General features: G+C 67.9%; 12 protein-coding genes. 7 read left to right on the top strand and 5 right to left on the bottom strand.

Annotated features, from left to right (window positions below; all coding sequences use genetic code 11):
* Positions 1-31: 31 nt before the first annotated feature.
* From EAX62_RS05165 to EAX62_RS05180, 4 genes are read left to right on the top strand one after another with little or no spacing between them, the layout of a single operon-like run.
* On the top strand, positions 32-997 hold the full coding sequence (locus EAX62_RS05165) for an AAA family ATPase (RefSeq protein WP_121900528.1): 966 nt from the start codon (positions 32-34) through the stop codon (positions 995-997).
* Complete coding sequence (locus EAX62_RS05170; RefSeq protein WP_121900529.1) at positions 997-2,235, top strand: DUF58 domain-containing protein; 1,239 nt, start codon at positions 997-999, stop codon at positions 2,233-2,235. Before EAX62_RS05165 ends, EAX62_RS05170 begins: the two co-directional genes overlap by 1 nt.
* A complete protein-coding gene (locus tag EAX62_RS05175; RefSeq protein ID WP_121900530.1) occupies positions 2,232-4,535 on the top strand; it encodes a transglutaminase-like domain-containing protein in 2,304 nt (767 codons plus the stop codon). Before EAX62_RS05170 ends, EAX62_RS05175 begins: the two co-directional genes overlap by 4 nt.
* Positions 4,536-4,581: 46 nt before the next feature.
* Complete coding sequence (locus EAX62_RS05180) at positions 4,582-5,880, top strand: RDD family protein (protein ID WP_147454020.1); 1,299 nt, start codon at positions 4,582-4,584, stop codon at positions 5,878-5,880.
* A gap of 25 nt (positions 5,881-5,905) precedes the next feature.
* Here EAX62_RS05180 and dcd read toward each other — a convergent pair whose 3' ends face one another.
* Positions 5,906-6,481, bottom strand: a complete 576-nt coding sequence (gene dcd, locus EAX62_RS05185; protein ID WP_121900532.1) for a dCTP deaminase — start codon at positions 6,479-6,481, stop codon at positions 5,906-5,908.
* A 114-nt stretch (positions 6,482-6,595) separates the two neighbouring features.
* Here dcd and EAX62_RS05190 point away from each other — a divergent pair, with 114 nt between their 5' ends.
* On the top strand, positions 6,596-8,020 hold the full coding sequence (locus EAX62_RS05190) for a threonine/serine exporter family protein (RefSeq protein WP_121900533.1): 1,425 nt from the start codon (positions 6,596-6,598) through the stop codon (positions 8,018-8,020).
* Positions 8,017-9,882 carry an ABC transporter ATP-binding protein gene (locus EAX62_RS05195; RefSeq protein ID WP_325048781.1) on the top strand — a complete coding sequence of 622 codons (1,866 nt, stop codon included), beginning with the start codon at positions 8,017-8,019 and terminating at the stop codon, positions 9,880-9,882. The genes EAX62_RS05190 and EAX62_RS05195 overlap by 4 nt, the downstream gene beginning before the upstream one ends.
* Positions 9,883-9,900: 18 nt before the next feature.
* Here the strand turns inward: EAX62_RS05195 and deoC are convergent, their stop codons facing one another.
* Positions 9,901-10,569 carry a deoxyribose-phosphate aldolase gene (deoC, locus tag EAX62_RS05200; RefSeq protein WP_121901029.1) on the bottom strand — a complete coding sequence of 223 codons (669 nt, stop codon included), beginning with the start codon at positions 10,567-10,569 and terminating at the stop codon, positions 9,901-9,903.
* A 234-nt stretch (positions 10,570-10,803) separates the two neighbouring features.
* Here deoC and EAX62_RS05205 point away from each other — a divergent pair, with 234 nt between their 5' ends.
* Entirely contained in the window at positions 10,804-16,155 is a 5,352-nt protein-coding gene (locus tag EAX62_RS05205) for an endo-alpha-N-acetylgalactosaminidase family protein (protein ID WP_147454021.1), read from the top strand.
* A gap of 90 nt (positions 16,156-16,245) precedes the next feature.
* Here the strand turns inward: EAX62_RS05205 and EAX62_RS05210 are convergent, their stop codons facing one another.
* The 3 genes from EAX62_RS05210 to EAX62_RS05220 all read right to left on the bottom strand — a co-directional run bounded on the left by EAX62_RS05210 (position 16,246) and on the right by EAX62_RS05220 (position 18,929).
* On the bottom strand, positions 16,246-17,667 hold the full coding sequence (locus tag EAX62_RS05210; protein WP_121900536.1) for a sensor histidine kinase: 1,422 nt from the start codon (positions 17,665-17,667) through the stop codon (positions 16,246-16,248).
* Positions 17,664-18,386, bottom strand: coding sequence for a response regulator transcription factor (locus EAX62_RS05215; protein ID WP_121900537.1), 723 nt, complete (start codon positions 18,384-18,386; stop codon positions 17,664-17,666). Before EAX62_RS05215 ends, EAX62_RS05210 begins: the two co-directional genes overlap by 4 nt.
* Positions 18,387-18,452: 66 nt before the next feature.
* Positions 18,453-18,929 (bottom strand): DoxX family protein, encoded by a 477-nt coding sequence (locus EAX62_RS05220; protein ID WP_121900538.1) that lies wholly within the window; start codon positions 18,927-18,929, stop codon positions 18,453-18,455.

An 18,929-nucleotide genomic window follows, 5' to 3' on the forward strand; every position in this document is an offset into this window, starting at 1 on the left:
TGACACTCCACGAATCCGGAAGCAGGAACAAGTGAACCCTGAACAAGCACGCTGGTTCGGCGAGACGTTCGGCAGTCTCGTCGCGTCCGTCGAACGCAGCATCCTGGGCAAGACCGAGGCTGTGCGGCTCGCGTGGACGTGCATGCTCGCCGAGGGCCACCTTCTGCTGGAGGACTACCCCGGAACCGGCAAGACCACCCTGGCCCGTGCCATGGCGCAGACCGTCCAGGGCACCAACAGCCGTATCCAGTTCACCCCGGACCTGCTGCCCTCCGACGTCACGGGGGTCACGATCTACGACCAGAAGACGGCAGAGTTCGAGTTCCACCAGGGACCGATCTTCGCGTCGATCGTGCTGGCCGACGAGATCAACCGTGCATCCCCGAAAACCCAGTCCGCGCTGTTGGAAGTGATGGAGGAGAGCCGCGTCACCGTGGACGCCATCTCCTACGAGGTGGGCAACCCGTTCATGGTGATCGCCACCCAGAACCCCATTGAGCAGGCCGGCACCTACCGTCTGCCCGAGGCGCAGCTCGACCGGTTCCTCATGAAGACCACGCTCGGCTACCCGAATCACGAGGCCACGCTGCGGATCCTCGCCACCGGTGGCTCCCGGCCACGCTCGAGCCCGCTGCCCGCCATCATCACGACGGCGCAGGTGGCGGAAATGGCGCAGCTGGCAGCGTCGGTGCACATCGAGGCGTCGATCTTCGACTACATTGCCCGGCTCGTCGAGGCCACCCGCACCGCCACCGACGTGCGACTGGGGGCATCGGTGCGCGGCGCGCTCGCGCTGGTGCGCACCACCCGGGTGTGGGCCGCCTCCCAGGGCCGCCACTTCGTGGTGCCCGACGACGTGAAGATGCTGGCCATCCCCTGCCTGGCCCACCGCCTCATCCTGGACCCGGAGGCGGAGTTCAACGGGGTGCAGGCCGTCGACATCGCCGCTGCCACGCTGGGCTCCGTGGCCCCGCCGACGGAGCGCCAGACCGCCTGATGTCGTCCGCCGCCGCCTCTCGTTGGGAAGCGCCAGAACCCGTCGAACCGCCCTCGCTGCAGCGTGTGCGGTCCTTCGGTGCTGCCGTCAACCAGAGGACGGGCATCAGGGCGGCGGGGTGGGTGTGCCTGCTGCTGGGGCTGATGGTGCTGGTGGGGGGATTGGCGCTCGGCTGGGTGGAGTTCAAGGTGGCGGGCGCGCTGGCCGTGCTGAGTGTGGCCGTGGGCCTGCTGTTCACCATCGGCAAACCCCGCTTCGAGGTGCGCCTCGAGATGGCGGAACGGTCCGTGGTGGTCGGCACACCCACCGGTGGGGAACTGGCCGTGCGCAATACGGCGCAGCGACGCCACCTGGGCTCGCGCCTGGACCTGCCCATAGCCGACGACGTTGCCAGCTTCTCCGTGCCCCCGCTGGGAGCTGGCATGTTCATCAGGCAACGCTTCCGTGTTCCCACCGAGCAGCGGGGCCTCGTGCGCATCGGGCCCGCGGAGTCGGTGGCAGGCGACCCGTTCGCGCTGACCGGCCGCCAGACCAGGTGGACCGGTATGGCGGAACTCTTCGTCCACCCGAGGACCGTGCGACTGCCGGGCCGCCAGAGCGGTTTCGTGCATGACCTGGAGGGCCACGCCAGCCCCCACCTGTCGTCGGCGGACATGAACTTCCACGCCCTGCGGCCCTACGCCCCCGGCGACGACCGACGCCACGTCCACTGGCGCTCGACGGCACGCACCGGCGCGCTCATGGTGCGGCAGTTCGAGGAGTCCCGGATGTCACACGTGGTGGTGGCGCTGGACACGGGCCGCCTGGCCTGGCTGGATGCCGATGAGTTCGAGATCGGCGTCTCCTGCGCCGCCTCCGTGGCGGTGCAGACCCTCATGGGGGAGAGCCCGTTGGCGCTTCGCACTTCCCACGAGACGCTCACAGCACTCACACCTTCGAAGGCGTTGGACGCGCTCTGCACCGTGGGGCGGGGCATCGGCGGCGGTGTGGTGGACCTCGTGCACGCCACGAGGGCCGCGGAACCGTCGGCGTCGGTGGCGGTGTTCATCACCGGATCGGTGGCATCCATGACGCAGGTCCGTCGCGCAGGATCCCTGTTCGACATCGACACACGCGTCATCGGGGTCAGGGTCGAAGAGGGTGCCGAGTTGCGGGTGCGCACTGCCGGAAACGTGAGCGTGGTGCAGGTGGGTGCACTGGAGGAGTTGCCGCGGGCCATGCGAAGGGCCATGGAGTGAGCGCCCCAGCACGCAGGGCTGTCACGGCGACGGACACGGGGTGGGCCGGGCTGGGGCCGCGGGTCCGCTGGCGATGGGCGGCCGTGGATGCGGTGGCGCTGTTGGCCCTGCTGGTCCTGGTCGCGTGCGCATTTCTTCCCACCTACGGCACGGGCTGGCTGTTCGTCACGGTGCTGGGGGCAGGTGCCCTCGGTATGGGGGTCGGCCTGCTGGCCACGCTGCGGGGGTGGCGGGCCATCCAGGTGCTGGCTGCCAGCGCCCTGTCCTGGTTCCTGCTGGGGACGCCGCTGGTGATGCCGTCCGCCGGCGTCGCCGGGTTCATCCCCACGGGCCGCAGCCTGTGGGGTCTGTTGACCGGCCCCGTCACGGCGTGGCGGGACATGCTGACGCTCGACCCTCCCATCGGCGAGACCGCCAACCTCCTGGCGGTACCGGGCGTCGTCGCACTGGCGGCGGGGCTGTTGGGTGCCCTCATCAGCCTGCGTACACGGCGTCCCATGCTCGCCTGGGTGCCGGCGGCACTCGGCTGGTTCGCCGCCATCGCCCTGGGATCATCCGTGGCGTTCCTGCCTGTCGCGGCGGGCGTGGCGTTCTTCGTCGTCGTGCTGCTGTGGACCAGCCATCGTCGCGCCCACCTGCGGGCCTCCCTGGTGGGACGGGAGGGCCGCCCCAGAATCCTGCGCGCAGCGCTGGGCGCTGCCTCCCTGCTCGTGGCTGCCGGCCTCGTGGTGGCGGCCGTGCCCCTGCTGTCGCCCACCGTGCCCCGCACCACCGCCCGCCAGGCGGTGGAGCCCCCCATCGACATCGAGGAGTTCACCTCGCCGCTGCAGGCGTTTCGCGCCAACATCTCGCGGGACGCTGACACCGTGCTGCTGGAGGCCACGGGGGTCGCCGACGGCGCAGTCATCCGGGTGGCGACGCTGGACCGCTACGACGGCATCAGCTTCAACGTGGCCACCACCGACGACACCACCCTCCAGGGGTCCACCTTCACACGGGTGGGGCAGTGGATCGACGACGACACCGAAGGCACAGACGGTGAGGTGCGCATCACCGTCCTGGGCGAGCACAGCGGCGTGTGGGTGCCGACGGTGGGACGCACCACCTCCATCACCTTCGACAGTGACCGCGCCGTGGCCCTCTCCGAGAACTTCTTCTACAACCGCGGCTCCGGCACTGGGGTCACGCTGGCGACGCTCCAGGAGGGGGACTCCTACGTCCTTGGCACCCGCACCCGCCAGAGGCCCTCGGACGAGGACATCAGGGCGGCTTTGGCCGGGAGCCGGAGGATGCCCACGGACGAGGGTGTGCCGGACATCGTGCGCAACCGGGCCCACCAGTGGGGGGACGCCCAGAACACGGCGGGCGCCCAGGCCCTCGCGCTGGAGACTGCACTGAGGGCTGGATGGTTCAGCCACGGACAGCAACCCGAAGAAGCCACATCACTCCCCGGTCACACGGGCGCCCGACTGGTCACCCTTCTTGCCAACACCGACGTCATGGTGGGCGACGGCGAGCAGTACGCCACCGCCATGGTCCTGATGGCCAGGGAGTTGGGGATCCCGGCCCGGGTGGTCTACGGCTACCGCTCGGGTGGCGACGCCCTCATCACAGGCTCCGACGTCGGAGCCTGGGCGGAGGTGGAACTCGACGGGCTGGGCTGGGTGATGTTCGACCCCACACCGTCTCCAGACAGGGTGCTGCCGGAGGAACTGGCGCCGAGGCCGCCCACACCCCAGCCGCAGATCGAGAACCCCCCACCGCCCGCGCAACAGCCGGAGAAGCCACCGCTGGAGGACGACCTGCCCATCGATCCGGGCGAGCCGCCGGAGCAACGCGTCGACATCGACTGGGCACGCATCGGCGTGTGGCTGGCGCTGGGTGGCATCCCGCTGCTCACCATCGTCGTGCCGTTGGCCCTGGTCCTGGGGCTCAAGGCGCGACGCAGGTCACGCCGTCGGCACCACGCGGAACCGGGCAACCGGGTGGCAGGTGCCTGGGCGGAGCTCGTGGACAGGGCCCGCGACCTCGGACGCTCCCCGTCGCCGGCCGCCACCCGGACGGAGCAGGCGGAGCAGCTCCTCGACGACTTCCCGCGCATCCACCCCCAGGCGGATCCGGAGATGATCTCCCGGCAGGCCGACCGGTTGGTCTTCGCGCCCGAGCAGCCGTCCGCCGACGCCGTCGACAGCTACTGGCTGCAGGCCCGGGATGTCGACCGTGGGCTGCGACGCTCCGTGAGCTGGCCGCGCTGGTTGTTGGCCAAGCTGTCCACCAAGTCACTCAGGAGGCCCCGGTGACACACCTGACCCGTATGTGCGGGGATGAATCGGTACGCTCAGGTCCTTGGACGATCAGCGACAGGGGACTGGTGTGATGGGTGTGAGTCGGTTCATCCCACGCGGGGTGGCAGTGGCAGGGCTGGGACGACGCGTCCTGGCCGCCGTCATCGACGCCGCACCACCCGTGCTGGTGGGTGCGGGCGCAGCCGCCGTCATGGCACTGCAGGGCACACCGTCGCCTGCGGTCGTCCTGGTCACCTCCATCGCGGTCGTCGTCCTCACCGGGGCCTACGGCCTGTACCAGTGGTGGGCGTACGGCACCCGCGGCGCGGGTCTGGGTGCGCGGGTCATGGGGGTGCGACTCGTCGGCATGGGGGACGGGCAGCCCATCGGCTGGTGGCGGTTCTTCCTGCGCCAACTGGTGTTCGCGGCGCTCATCGCCTCCGTGGTGGGCGGTATCGCCCTGTTGGTTTTCCTGGTGATCCACGAACGACGCCAGGGCTGGCACGACATGGCCGCCGGCGCCATCGTGGTGCAGCCCAAGGTGGAGTCCGGGCGCACGGGAGGGGCGGGCCGCAAGACGCAGACGCCCAACACGGTGGGGCTGCCGCCGCACCTGTCCAGTTCCTTCTCGCCTCAGGTGGGACGCACCGATCTGGGTGCCGGTCGGGACGAGACGCCGACACCTTCCGGTGCCCACCCCGCACCGGCGTGGATGCCACGGCTGGAGACCCAGCCCATCATCTCCACGGGGCCCGCCCCCGGGGCCCGTTCCGGCGAGGGACACGTCTTGTTCGGACGCCCTGCCGAGGGGACATCACCCGGTGAACTGCCACCCACCCTGCCGCCGTCACGGCCCGTGAACCAGGGCTGGATCCCCCTGCCCACCCCCACGTCGATCATTGAACCGGCCAAGCCCACCCCGAGGGTGCGTCCCCGTGACTTCGGTGGCACCGACGAGGACGAAGACGGCACCCGCATCGCCGCGCCCGTTGTCACCGGCGGCGCCCGTCCCGGGGCACAGGGATGGTACGCCCGCCTCGACGACGGCCGGGAGGTGGAGTTGGTGGTCACGGTGCTGCTGGGGCGCAACCCGCAGAAGTCCGCCTCCGACGGCGACGTCCACCTGGTGCCCGCGGGCGGTGACGGCCGGATGATCTCCCGCACCCACGTCCTGGTGGGCACGGACGCCCGGGGCGTGTTCGTCGTGGATCGCGGGTCCACCAACGGTACGGCGCTCGTCACACAGGCCGGCGGCCTTGACCCGTGCCCCACCGGGACGCAGATCAGGGTGCGCGAGGGCCAGCAGGTGTCCTACGGGAACCGGTGGTTCACCATCCTGCGCAGACCCGCGCAGGACTGACCCCGGCACAGCCCAGCCGTGTGGGTCAGACCTCGGTGAGGTGGAAGCTCAGGTGTGAACGTGACGCCGTTGGACCACGCTGCCCCTGGTAGCGGGAACCGTACTTCGCGGACCCGTAGGGATGCTCCGCCGGCGAGCTCAGACGGAAGAAGCACAGCTGACCGATCTTCATGCCTGGCCACAACATGATGGGCAGCGTCGCCATGTTCGACAGCTCCAGCGTGACGTGCCCGCTGAAACCGGGATCGATGAAGCCGGCCGTGGAATGGGTCAGCAGACCCAGCCGACCCAGTGACGACTTGCCCTCGAGTCGGGCGGCCACGCCGGTACCGAGCGTCACCTGCTCGTAGGTGGAGGCCAGCGCGAACTCCCCGGGGTGCAGCACGAAGGGCTCCCCGGGAGGCGGCTCGACGGGGCGCGTCAGCTCCGGCTGCTCCGCGGACGGGTCGATGTGCGGGTAGCGGTGGTTCTCGAACACCCGGAAAAACTTGTCCAGCCGCACGTCCACGCTGGCGGGCTGCACCATTCCCGGGTCCCAGGGGTCCAGCAGGATCCCGCCGTCGTGGACCTCGTGCAGGATGTCACGGTCGCTCAGAAGCATGGGCCCGAGCCTATCGTCTGCCGCCGGGCGGCGCCCCAGCCGCTGAGCGCTGTCTCCGGTTGACGGAAGGTCGTGGCCGTCGACTAGTTTTGGTGGTGAGGGAGGCCAACTCTGATGATGGCGAAACTGCACGGCATGGTGGATCACCTGTTCCGGGAGCCCGTGCGCGCAACGACATCGGCACCCGCCTCGGACGTCGACCCGCGGTACGCGGCGGCCGTGGTGGACCTGGCGCTGCGGGCAGCTGAAATGGCGGTCCAGACGGGAGCCGTCACCTCGGACGCCATCTCCTTCGCCCTCACCATCACGGCCGCGTACGGGTTGACGGCAGACGTCGACGTCACGTTCACGTCGGTGACCATCAGCTACCACCGACGCGGCAAGGCCGAACCGATCACCGGCTTCCGTGGCGTGCGCCAGCGCAACACCAACTACACCCAACTCACGCAACTGCTGCGGCTCATCGACGACATCGGCACGGGGCGTCTCGGGCTGGATGCAGCCCGGGACAGGCTGGACGGGCTGCGCAGCAACGCCCGCCCGTACCGGGTCTGGGTCATCACGTTGGGGCAGGCGCTCACGGGGGTCGGGGTGGCGGCCATCCTCGGTGGCAGGCCCGGCGAGATGCTGCTGGCAGCGCTGGCGAACTCGCTGATGTTCCTCGTGCAGCTGACGCTGACACGCACCCAGCTGTCCGTGTTCTTCATCCAGGCGCTCGGAGCCGCAGTGCCGACGGCCATGGCCGTCTGGATCATGCACGTGCGCTCCGGCTCCTCCGGAGTGTTCGCGATGGTGTCGCCGTCGCTCATCGTGGCGGCCGGCATCGTCACGGCGCTGGCCGGTGTGGGTGTCGTCGCCGCGGCCCGTGATGCCATGGACGGCAATCTCATCACCGCCGGCGCCCGCACCTTCGACGCCATCCTGCAAACCGCCGGCATCATCGTGGGCGTGGCCATCACGCTGTGGGTGGGTCTGAAGTTGGGTGTCCAGGGCTACATCGCACCCACCGCTGGTTACGCAAGCCCCTCAGCACTGCAGATCGTGTGGGCCATCCTCATTGCCGTGGGGTTGGCGTTCGGTTTCCAGCTGGGCCTGCGAGCCCTGCCGTTCGTGGCCATCCTCGCGGCGGCCGGCTTTGCCGTCTACCAGTGGAGCCTGCCCTACGTCGGGAACTGGCCTGCGGCCGCGGCGCTCGGCGCCATCGTCGTCGGCTTCATGTCGCAGTTCATCGTGGGACGGTTCCGTATCCCGCTCGTCGCGCTCGTCACCGCTGGGGTCGTGGCCCTCATGCCAGGCGCGGCGCTCTACAGGGGACTGTACGAACTCATCCTCACCATCGACGAACCCATCAGCGTCCAGGCGCAGATCAGCCTCGGCAACGCCGTCATGGTGGCCCTGGGACTCGCGGCGGGCTCCACCTTCGGCGCCCAGATCGCGCGGCCCGTCGGCCTGCCCACGGCACGGCTGTTCCGGATGGCGGAGCAGCGGACACTGCGCCGCAGCCGCCGCAGCACCATCAGCACCGAGTTGGCCCGATGATGCGCGGCCCCGGATACGCCGGTTCACGCGTCATGGGCGGGCTGGCCGCCGACCCCACCATCAAGAACTACACCCTCAGCAAGGGCATCGTGCGCCGCGTGCTCGGCTACGGGGCGCCGTTCAAGGGCCTCATTGCGGTCTTCCTCGTCACCGTGGTGCTGGGCAGCGCCCTCGGCGTGGCACCGGCCCTGCTGTTCCAGCGCATCATCGACGACGGCGTCCTCGGCGGCGACGTCCCCCTCATCGTCACGCTGTCGCTGGCGGTCGCCGGGATGGCGGTGCTGGGCGCTGCGCTCGGCGTTCTCGAGCGGTGGTGCTCCGCCCGGATCGGGGAGGGCCTCATCCTCCACCTCCGCACACAGCTCTTCAACCACGTGCAGCGCATGTCCGTGGCGTTCTTCTCCCGCTCGAACACCGGCAAGCTGGTGTCGCGGCTGCAGAACGACGTGGCGGGTGCCCAGCAGGCGTTCACGTCGACGCTGAGTTCGGCCGTCAGCAACGTGTCCACGCTGGTGCTGGTGGTGGCGTCCATGCTGGCGCTCTCCTGGCAACTGACCCTGGCAGCGCTGGTGCTGCTGCCGCTGTTCATGATCCCCGCTCGAGCCGTCGGGACGAGGCTGGCAGGCCTCACGAAGGACCGCCTGCAGCAGCAGGCGGAGATGACCGCCACCATGACGGAGCGCTTCTCCGTCTCCGGTGCACTGCTGGTACAGCTGTTCGGGAACCTTGACACCGAGGACAAGCGGTTCGCGGCACAGGCCGGTGACGTCGCGGATTCCGGCGTGAAGATTGCCATGACCTCCCGGGTGTTCATGACGGCCATGATGCTCGTGGCGTCGCTGGCCACAGCCATGTTCTACGGCTTCGGCGGCGTGGCTGCCGCCCGCGAGCAGCTGACGCTGGGCACCCTCACAGCGCTCGTGGCGCTGTTGGCCCGGCTCTACGGACCGCTCATGCAGGTCACCAACCTCCGGGTTGATGTCATGACGGCGCTCGTGAGCTTCGAGCGGGTGTTCGAGGTGCTCGACCTGCCCCATCCCATCACCGACCGCGCGGACGCAGTGCAGGTCTCGGGGCCCGTCACGGTGCGATTCAAGGACGTGTGGTTCACCTATCCCGACTCCCACTCCGCGTCCCTGGCATCACTGGAACCCGCGGCGGCGCAGCGGGAATCGGCTGGCCAACCGGTGCTGCGCGGTGTGTCCTTCGAGGCCTCACCCGGCCAGACGGTGGCACTCGTGGGAGCCTCCGGGGGCGGCAAGACCAGCATCACCAACCTCATTGCCCGGCTGTATGACGTCGACTCCGGCGCCGTGGAGGTGGCCGGAACCGACGTGCGCGGGCTGCGGCTGGACAGCCTGCGCGGCTCCGTGGGCTACGTCACACAGGACGCCCACCTGTTCCACGACACCATCGGGGCCAACCTGCGCTACGCCAAGCCTGACGCCACCGACGACGAGCTGTGGTCCGTGTTGAAGCAGGCCCTGGTGGCGGACCTCGTGCACCGGCTGCCCGACGGCCTCGAGACGGTCGTGGGCGAGCGCGGCTACCGGCTCAGCGGCGGCGAGCGTCAGCGCTTCGCCATCGCCCGGCTCCTGCTGAAGGCGCCACCCGTCATCGTGCTGGACGAGGCCACGGCCCACCTTGACTCGACGTCGGAGCACCTCGTGCAGGAGGCCCTCGACGTGGCACGCGCCGGCCGCACTGCCATCGTCATCGCCCACCGCCTGTCCACGGTGCGCGATGCCGACCAGATCCTCGTGGTCGACGGCGGCCGCATCGTGGAACGCGGAACCCATGACGAACTGATGGCGGCAGGAGGCCGCTACTCCTCCCTGCACTCGCGCCAGTTCATGCAGTGATGTCGCTGCGCAGATGCGTCAGTAGCCTCCGTCGGCCACGCCACCTTCAAGGACGCTGCGCGTGCCTGAGAGTCCGAGGCGGGTGGCGCCCGCGGCGACCATTGCCTGTGCCGTGTCCCAGTCGCGGATGGCCCCGGAGGCCTTGACACCCAGCCGTCCGCCCACTGTCTCGGCCATGAGGCGCACCGCGGCGGCGCTGGCTCCGCCCGCAGGGTGGAACCCCGTGGAGGTCTTGACGTAGTCGGCGCCTGCGGTCTCCGCGGCCTGGCAGGCGGCGACGATCTCGTCGTCGGTGAGGGCGGCGGCCTCGATGATGACCTTCAGGAGCCCGCTCGTGACGGCGCGCACGGCCTCGATCTCCTCGCGCACCTTCTCCGGCTGGCCTGCCTTGAGCAGTCCAATGTTGATGACCATGTCGATCTCGTCGGCGCCCAGCATGCAGGATTCTGCGGCCTCAGCTGCCTTCGCGACCGGGGTGTGGTTGCCCGAGGGAAACCCGCACACGGTGGCCAGCTTCAGGTGACCAAGATCGTCGGCGAGGGGAAGCATCGACGGCGAGATGCACACCGAGTACACCCCCAACTCCTTGGCCTCGGCCACCAACTGCGACACCTGAGCCTGTGTGGCATCGGTCTTCAGGAGTGTGTGGTCCACCATCCTGGCCAGCGCTTCGCGTGAGATTTCCATGTCATCCCTGATTCTGTAGGTGTGCTTGTGATGGGTGTCCGCATCGTACCGAGCGCCGTGCTCAGCGGTGCCCGTTGCCGAAGACTCCGCGGAGTCGTGATGGACCCATTCGATCACTGTGAACGTCCGTTGTGACATCAGACGTCTCACCTGTGGCCCTGTTCATCCTATTCTTCGGACTGACGTAGATGTCCCGGTTCGCAGGCGAGCCGGACGAACTGGAAGGATCTCCCTTTGTCCAGAATCAGAATCAGACGAGCAGCGTCCGTCGCTGCCGCCTCCGCACTCATGATCGGGGGTGTATCGCTGAGCACCCTCGTCGCGCAGGCCCTGGAGTACACCCCCATCCCGCAGTCGCAGCTGAGTCTCGTCAGCGCCAGCTCCCAGCAGCTGACCGGCGAACCGGCGCCCAGCGGCCCCAGCGCCGCCATCCTCGACGGCAACAATGCCACCTACTGGCACAGCCAGTACTCTTCGTTGGTTCCGGCGCCGCACGTGCTCACCTTCAAGGTGGCGGACGCGCCCGTGAGGCTGGGTCGGGTGCGCCTTCTCCCGCGCCAGAACAGCGGCTCCGGCCTCATCAATGAGTACGAACTCAGGACTGCATCGGGTGATTGCACGGTCGATGCCGGCTACACCGTGGCGAAGTCCGGAGCCCTGCCCTTCACCGATCGCACCGCGGAACGCGTGATCGCGCTGGATGCGCCCGTGATGGCCAACTGCGTGCGAGTCGTCTACAAGTCCAGCTGGGGAGGTGACGGCTCCGTTCAGGCAACGGCAACACTGGCTGATTTCAACGCTGATACCGCCACCGGTGACGTTGATCCGGTCGATCCGACCGATCCGCCCACCGGGGTCGTCGTCGTGGTGCCCGCCGGCGCCGTCGAACTCGTTGACGGTGACCTCAAGGTCCGTCTCCACCCCGGTTTCCCGCAGGTGGTGGACTACCGCCTCGGCACCCAGCAGATGGCCGGACGCCTGGGCAACGCGCTGACGTCGGTCCTCATCAACGAGGTGCAGCAGGCCGTCACGGTCACCGCTCCCGTCAGGGCCGCCGACGGCAAGTCGGCCACGTACTCGCTGACGTTCCCGGGCCTCCCGGGCGTCTCCATGGACGCCGTCGCCTCCGTGGCGGATGGCGCCTTCACGCTGACATTCACGAACCTCGTGGATCCCAACAACGATGTGAACCGGCTCCGCATCCCCAATCACAACCTCGTGACCGTGGGATCCGCCGACTCCGCATCGCAGCTGACCGCCGGCATGCTGAACGTGGACCGCACCGTCAATGGTGACCGCTTCGAGAACGTCGCTGCCACGAGCGCTGGCGGCGTTCAGGGCTCATGGATGGTGATGGCCAACAACTCCACGCTGGCCGCCGCGTTCGACAGCAACTCCACCGACGACAACACCGCCACCGCTGCGGCCGCCGCTCGGGTGCAGGGAAGCAACAACCGTTGGCAGCGCCAGATCGTCGCCGACGGCTCCACGAAGCTCGGCAGTGTCTGGGCCGGTACCTGGACCTGGCTCGGTGAAGCAGTCGAGACCTACGAGGGCTCGCTGGGCCGCGACGCCGATCCCTACCTGACGGTGAAGATCACCGGCGACGCGAATGATGATGGGCAGGTCGACTGGCAGGACGCCGGCATCGCCGCCCGCGACATCGTCGCGCCCAGCAACGGCATGGGAGACGTCAAGAACGACGTCATCTCCCGGATCCCGTTCAATATCGTGTCGCAGGCCACTCACCCCTTCCTACGGACGCTGGACGACACCAAGCGGATCTCGCTGGCCACCGACAACCTGGGTCAGAAGGCACTGCTCAAGGGCTACGAGGCCGAGGGCCACGACTCCGCCCACCCGGACTACGCGGGTCACTACAACGAGCGTGCCGGAGGTCTTGCAGAACTCAAGATCCTGGCGGATGAGGGTGTCAACTACAACACGCACTACGGCGTGCACGTCAACGCGACGGAGTCCTACTCCGAGGCCAAGGCCTTCTCCGAGGACCTGCTGCGCATGCCGCCCCAGAAGGCGTGGGGCTGGATGAACCAGTCGTACTACATCAACGGTCCCAAGGACCTGGCCACGAAGAACGTGCTGCAGCGGTTCCAGGACTTCTGGGACGAGCGTCCGGCCAACCTCGACTGGCTCTACATGGACGTGTACTACCCCTCCGGTTGGGAGGGCGAGCGGCTCTCCGACGCACTGGAGGAGCAGGGCTGGGTCATCGGTTCCGAGTGGTCCAACAAGTTCCCCGAGCACAACATCTGGTCGCACTGGTCGCAGGACGAGCCGTACGGCGGCCAGACGAACAAGGGCATCCAGTCCAACGTCATCCGGTTCGTCGAGAACTCGAGGCGTGACACGTGGAACCCGCACCCCATCCTCTCCAACTCCAACGTGGTGGACTTCGAGGGCTGGTCCGGCAAGGTCGACTACAACAGCTTCATCAAGAACATCTGGGCGAGGAACCTGCCCGTGAAGTTCCTGCAGCAGTCGGACATCGTCAAGTGGGAGCCCACGCAGATCACCTTCAAGAACGGCACGGTCGCGAGCTCCACGGTTGCCAGCATCCCGGGCACCGTCGTCCCGACGGATCGCTCGTTCGTCTACGACGGTGCCACCGTCTACCAGGGTGGGTCCTACCTGCTGCCCTGGAAGGATGGCGGTGAGGACCGCCTGTACCACTACAACACCACGACCGCGGCCTCCGAATGGACGCTGACGAACTCGTGGAAGGGCCAGGGCACCCTGGAACTGTTCAAGCTGACCGACACCGGTCGCGTGAAGATCTCCGACATCATTCCGGTGAACGGGAAGATCACCATTCCCGGCGCTGAGGTCGGTGTCGCCTACGTGCTGTACCCGACCTCCAAGGTCCCGGCAGCCAAAGCCCCGAACTGGGGCCAGGGCAGTCACATCAACGACCCCAGCTTCTTCTCCGGAACCCTCGACGCCTACCAGAAGACCGGCGACGTCAAGATCGTGAAGTCGGCACGCGCCAACTCCGAGGTCGAGATGGGTGCGGGTCCGGCGTCGATCAGCCAGGAGCTGAACCTGTCCGCGGGCACCTACAGTGCCTGGGCCTGGATCATGGTTGACCGCGGCAAGACCCGCCCGGTCACCGTCGAGGCCTCGGGCGTCACGAAGGCGGGATACTCCACCTTCGCCGACGGCAAGGCCAGCAACACGATCACTGCCTCCACGGTGGAGAACGCGACCGCATCGGATGAGAAGCGCGCCACCAACTACCAGAGGGTGCGTGTGACCTTCACCTCCACCGGAGCGCCCGTAACCCTGACGGTGCGCGCTGGCGACGGGGATGCCAAGGTATGGGTCGAGGACCTGCGGGTCGTGAAGTGGAAGGCACCCGCTGACGCGGACGCCCCCGCTGGCACCATCTACTTCCAGGACTTCGAGAACGTCGACGTCGGCTACTACCCGTTCGTGACCGGCTACACCAACCGCGGCGGCGACGCTCGCACGCAGTTGGCAGAGAAGCACGCCCCGTACTCCCAGAAGGGCTGGTGGGGTGTCAGCCTCGACGACAAGGTGGTCGAGGGCGGCAAGCTCAACGACAACGTCCTGGACGGCACGTGGTCGCTGATGGCCAACAACGAGAACACCGGTGAGATCCTGAAGACCGCGCCGGGTGCCATCAACTTCGAAGCGGGTCGCAAGTACCTGGTCAGCTTCGACTACCAGACCACTTTTGCGGATCAGTACCGTGTCCGGTTGGGCCACGATGTTCTCAACGCCAGCGGTTCCACTGCTGTGAGTACCGTCTCCGACGTGCTCGGTGAGAAGCGGACCACGACTCGCTGGAGCAAGGAGTTCAACGCATCGGAGTGTGGCGTGCCGTTCATCGCCATCGACAAACTGCAGGGTCCCAACACCCAGCACAACATGACCATCGACAACATGCGTGTCCAGGACATCGGTGCAGCCGACTCCGGTGCATGCATCGCCGGTGGGATGGAGGCACCTGCGGCCGTCTCGGCAGGGGATGACTTCACGGTCACCACCACCGTCACCGGATACAACGACGGGATCACGAACGTGACCCATGCGTTGGACCTCCCGGCGGGCTGGACCTCCAAGGTGGCCACGGCTGGCAAGAGCACGCTGGCCTTCGGTGAGTCGTCGGTGCAGACCTGGACCGTCACGAACCCGACGAATGCAGAGGATTCGACGATCGGGTTCACCGGAACGGCGACTGTGGCTGGCAAGGTCTCCACAGTGACCGGTCAGGCGTTCGTCCGTGTCATTGCGCCCCTGCCCGGTGGTGAGATCTATCTCTCCGACATGCAGGAGCGTGTGACAAGCGCCACCGTGGGATACGGGACGCTGCAGTGGGACAAGTCCAGCGGCGGAGGCCCACTCAAGCTCCGCGGTGAGACCTACCCCAAGGGCATCGGTGCACACGCCATCTCCAAGATCGATTTCGACCTGAAGGCAGAATGCACAGTGTTCCAGGCCACCGTGGGCGTCGACGACGTCCAGGCGACCAGGGGCTCCGTTTCGTTCGCTGTCCACGGTGACAACAACACGCTGCTCGCGCAGTCGCCGGTGCTGAAGGGCAACGGCGCAACCTACGTGTTCAACGTTGACATCACGGGTGTCACGTCGCTGTCGTTGCGTGCTGGCGATGGTGGCGACGGCAACGGCAACGACCACGCTGACTGGGCTGCCGCCCGTGTCACGTGTGGCAACGAGGAGCCGCCGGCCCTGGATCCCAAGGTCTCGGCAACACCCGCTGTAGTGGAGCCGGGCGAGGTGGTCACGGTTGCGCTGACGGGCTTCGCCCCGAAGACGGATGGCGGCGACGTCGAGGTCCGGATTGGTGACGAACTTGTCGCCACTGCTGACATCGACGCCGACGGCAACGGCACGGCCACCGTCACGGTGCCGGCCGACGCCGCAGATGGCACGCTCACCATGAGCGTTTCCCAGCCCGGCGCCGACGTGGAGGCCATCGCGGTCTCCGTGACGGTCAAGAAGGCCGTCGATCCGTCGCCGGAGCCCACCGTCACCCCGACGGTGAAGCCCACGGTCACCCCGACGGTGAAGCCCACGGTCACCCCGACGGTGAAGCCCACGGTCACCCCGACGGTGAAGCCGAGCGTGAAGCCCACGCTCACGCCGAGCGTGAAGCCGACCTTCAAGCCCGAGGACGTCTACACCACGCCGGGTTACCACACGGTCAATGGCCGTCAATGGTTCACCAGGTGTGAGCCGTACTCGGTGACGTTCCGGTGCTGGACCTCCATCTGGTCCACGCAGGTCACGCACGAGGGTGGCAGGTTCGTCTCGAAGACGGGCTGGTTCCACAACAACCTGACGTACTTGCCGTCGCCGCGTTCGTCGTGGACCAGCAACCCGCTGGGCCGCACGAACAACTGGACGGCCTCGGATGGTCGCCAGTGGTACACCGAGTGCGACACGGCCACGACGGGCCGCAACGGTTGCCGTAGTTACCTGTACGTGAGTGGTGTGGTGGAGTCTTCGCCGAAGGCGGGTGGTGGCTACAGCTACACGCTCGTCAACAAGTGGGTCTTCAACAACATCGTGTTGTTCACGTAGTCCCATCACTGGGTGGGGCGGGGCCGGTTCCTTCGGGGACCGGCCCCGCTTCGCGTCTTTCGACCTTTCGAGTCCTGGATGCCGTCGCGGCTACTTGATCTGCGACGGCGCGGGACGCAGCCAGACCGTGAAGCAGGTGTTGCCCGGCCGCGACTCCACCTGTGTGGCGCCCCCGAAGCTGCGCACCACCGCGTGCACAATGGCCAGACCGAGGCCGGTGGAGCGGCTGTCGGAATGGGTGCGCGCCACGTCGGCGCGGGTGAAGCGTTCGAACACGCGAGGCAGGACGTCGGCGGGGACGCCCGGGCCGTCGTCGCGCACCTCCAGGCATGCCCGGCCCTGGCGCATGGCGACGGTCGTGGTCACGGTGGTGCCCTCCGGGGTGTGGTTGCGGGCGTTCGACAGCAGGTTCACCACCACCTGGTGGAGTTGGCCGGGGTTGGCCATCACGTCGAAGCCCTCGTCCGGCAGGTTCATGCGCCACACGTGCCCGGGGCCGGCCACCTGTGCGTCGCTGACAGCGTTCAGCACCGTCTCCACAATATCCACGGGCCGCAACTCCACGGGCGGCTCGGCGTCGAGCCGTGCGAGCAGCAGGAGGTCGCTGACCAGCGTGGTCATGCGCAGGGATTCGGAATGAATGCGCTTCAGGGCGTGGGCCACGTCGTCCGCGGATGCTTCGGGGCGCTCCGCCAGCTCCGCGTAGCCCTGGATGGCCGCCAGTGGGTTGCGGAGTTCGTGGGAGGCGTCGGCGACGAACCGGCGGAGCTTGATCTCCGAGGCCTGACGCACAGCCAGCGCGCCCTGCACGTTCATCAGCATGTGATTGAAAGCGGTGGCGAGTTGCGCCACCTCGTGGTCCGGGGGCAGCCCCTCGGCATCGACGGGGGCAGGCACCTGCACGTCGCCCTCATCCAGGCGCAGGTTGGACACCTCATGGGCTGTGCGGCCGAGCGCGCGCAGCGGGCGCGTGGCGCGGCTCACCAGGGCGGCGGTGGCCGCGGCCGCCACCACCACTGCCAACATCCCCAGCGACACCGTCAGCACCGTCAGTCCCAGGAGGGTCCTGTTCTGCTCGGCCAGGGGGAGGGCCACGACGATGCGGTTCTCGTCCACCCTGGCCTCTGCCCGGTACTCGCCCAGGCCGGGGACGCTGATCGTGTGCTTCTCCCCGTCGGCCGGGACAGCCAGCAGCGCGTCGCCAGCATCTGTCGCGACCCTGCGGAAGCTGCCATCACCGACGGTTGTGCCGCGCTTCTCGCCGTTTTGCATGAGGGCGACGATGATGGTGCCCTGTGCCATCCCCGGGACGTTGATGCCGGGTGCCATGTCGCCGGGGGAGCCGGGGCGCCCCTGCCGCGTGAACGCGGCCTCCAACTGGGAGTCCACCTGGTTGTACGTCATGGTGCGGGCCGCCAGCAGCGTACTGGCTGAGAGGATGATGGCCAGCACCGCCACGATCAGAGTCACCCGGTGCCGGAGTTGTGCGGACAGGGTGAGGGATCTGGTCATGCCGGCCGCAGGACGTAACCGACGCCCCGCATGGTGTGAATCATGGGGTCGCGCCCCGCGTCGATCTTCTTGCGCAAGTAGGAGATGTAGAGCTCCACCACGTTGGCCTGGCCGCCGAAATCGTAGTTCCACACCCTGTCGAGGATCTGGGCCTTGCTGAGGACACGCTTGGGGTTGCGCATCAGGTAGCGCAGCAGTTCGAACTCGGTGGCCGTGAGGTTGATGGGTGTGCCGCTGCGGAACACCTCATGGGAGTCCTCGTCGAGCACCAGGTCGCCGACGACCAGTTGCGTCGACGGCGTGGGGGCGGTGGCGCCGGAGCGGCGCAGCAGCCCGCGGAGCCGGGCGATGACCTCCTCCAGGCTGAAGGGTTTGGTGACGTAGTCGTCCCCGCCGGCGGTGAGCCCGCTGATGCGATCGCTCACACCGTCCTTGGCGGTGAGGAAGATCACGGGCACCTCCGGCTGGAACGCGCGGACCCGCCGCATCACCTCGAGTCCGTCGAAGTCCGGCAGCATCATGTCCAGGACGATGGCGTCGGGCTGGCTCTGCCTGGCGACGCGCACCGCCTCTGTGCCGGAGCGGGCGGTGTGCACCTCCCAGCCCTCGTAGCGCATGGCAAGGGACAGGAGTTCGATGAGGCTCGGCTCGTCGTCGACGGTGAGTACCCGGATGGGGGTGCCATCGAGCCGTTGGAGGGTGTCAGCGGTGGAGGCCATGCGACCACTGTGGCACCATCCTGTGGCGAAAAGCCATGAATGTGCTGTGCGTTTCCTGTGAAGGGGTCAGAAGGCCTGGGGGTGGATGCGGTCTGCGTCGCTTTCGTCGACGATGAGTTCGTCGCCGTCGTGCTGGGGTCGCAGGAAGAGGTTGTCGAGGCCTGCTCGTCCCGAGCCGTGCGCAAGGAGGAGGAGTCCGACGGCAGCCTGCACGGCGTTGTACTCCCAACCCTGCTCGTGGGCATAGAACTCCTCGGAGCGCAGCAGGACGATGGTGGCGAGGTTCAGGACCACGATCCCCAGACCCACCAGCGGTGTGGCGAGCCCGAAGACGAGCAGGATGCCACCCACGATCTCGAACCCGACGACGATCCACACGATGGTCGTGGCGTTGCCGATTCCGGCACCGTCCAGGAGGGACACCTCCTTGGCGATTCCCATCACCTGCCACCTGTGCCAGCCGTGCGCGAGCAGGACCACACCCATGAGGATGCGGGACAGAAGGAGCGCAACGTCGCGCACCACCCGGAGGAAGGAACGCAT

Source organism: Tessaracoccus antarcticus (assembly GCF_003688855.1).
GTDB classification, from domain to species: domain Bacteria; phylum Actinomycetota; class Actinomycetes; order Propionibacteriales; family Propionibacteriaceae; genus Arachnia; species Arachnia antarctica.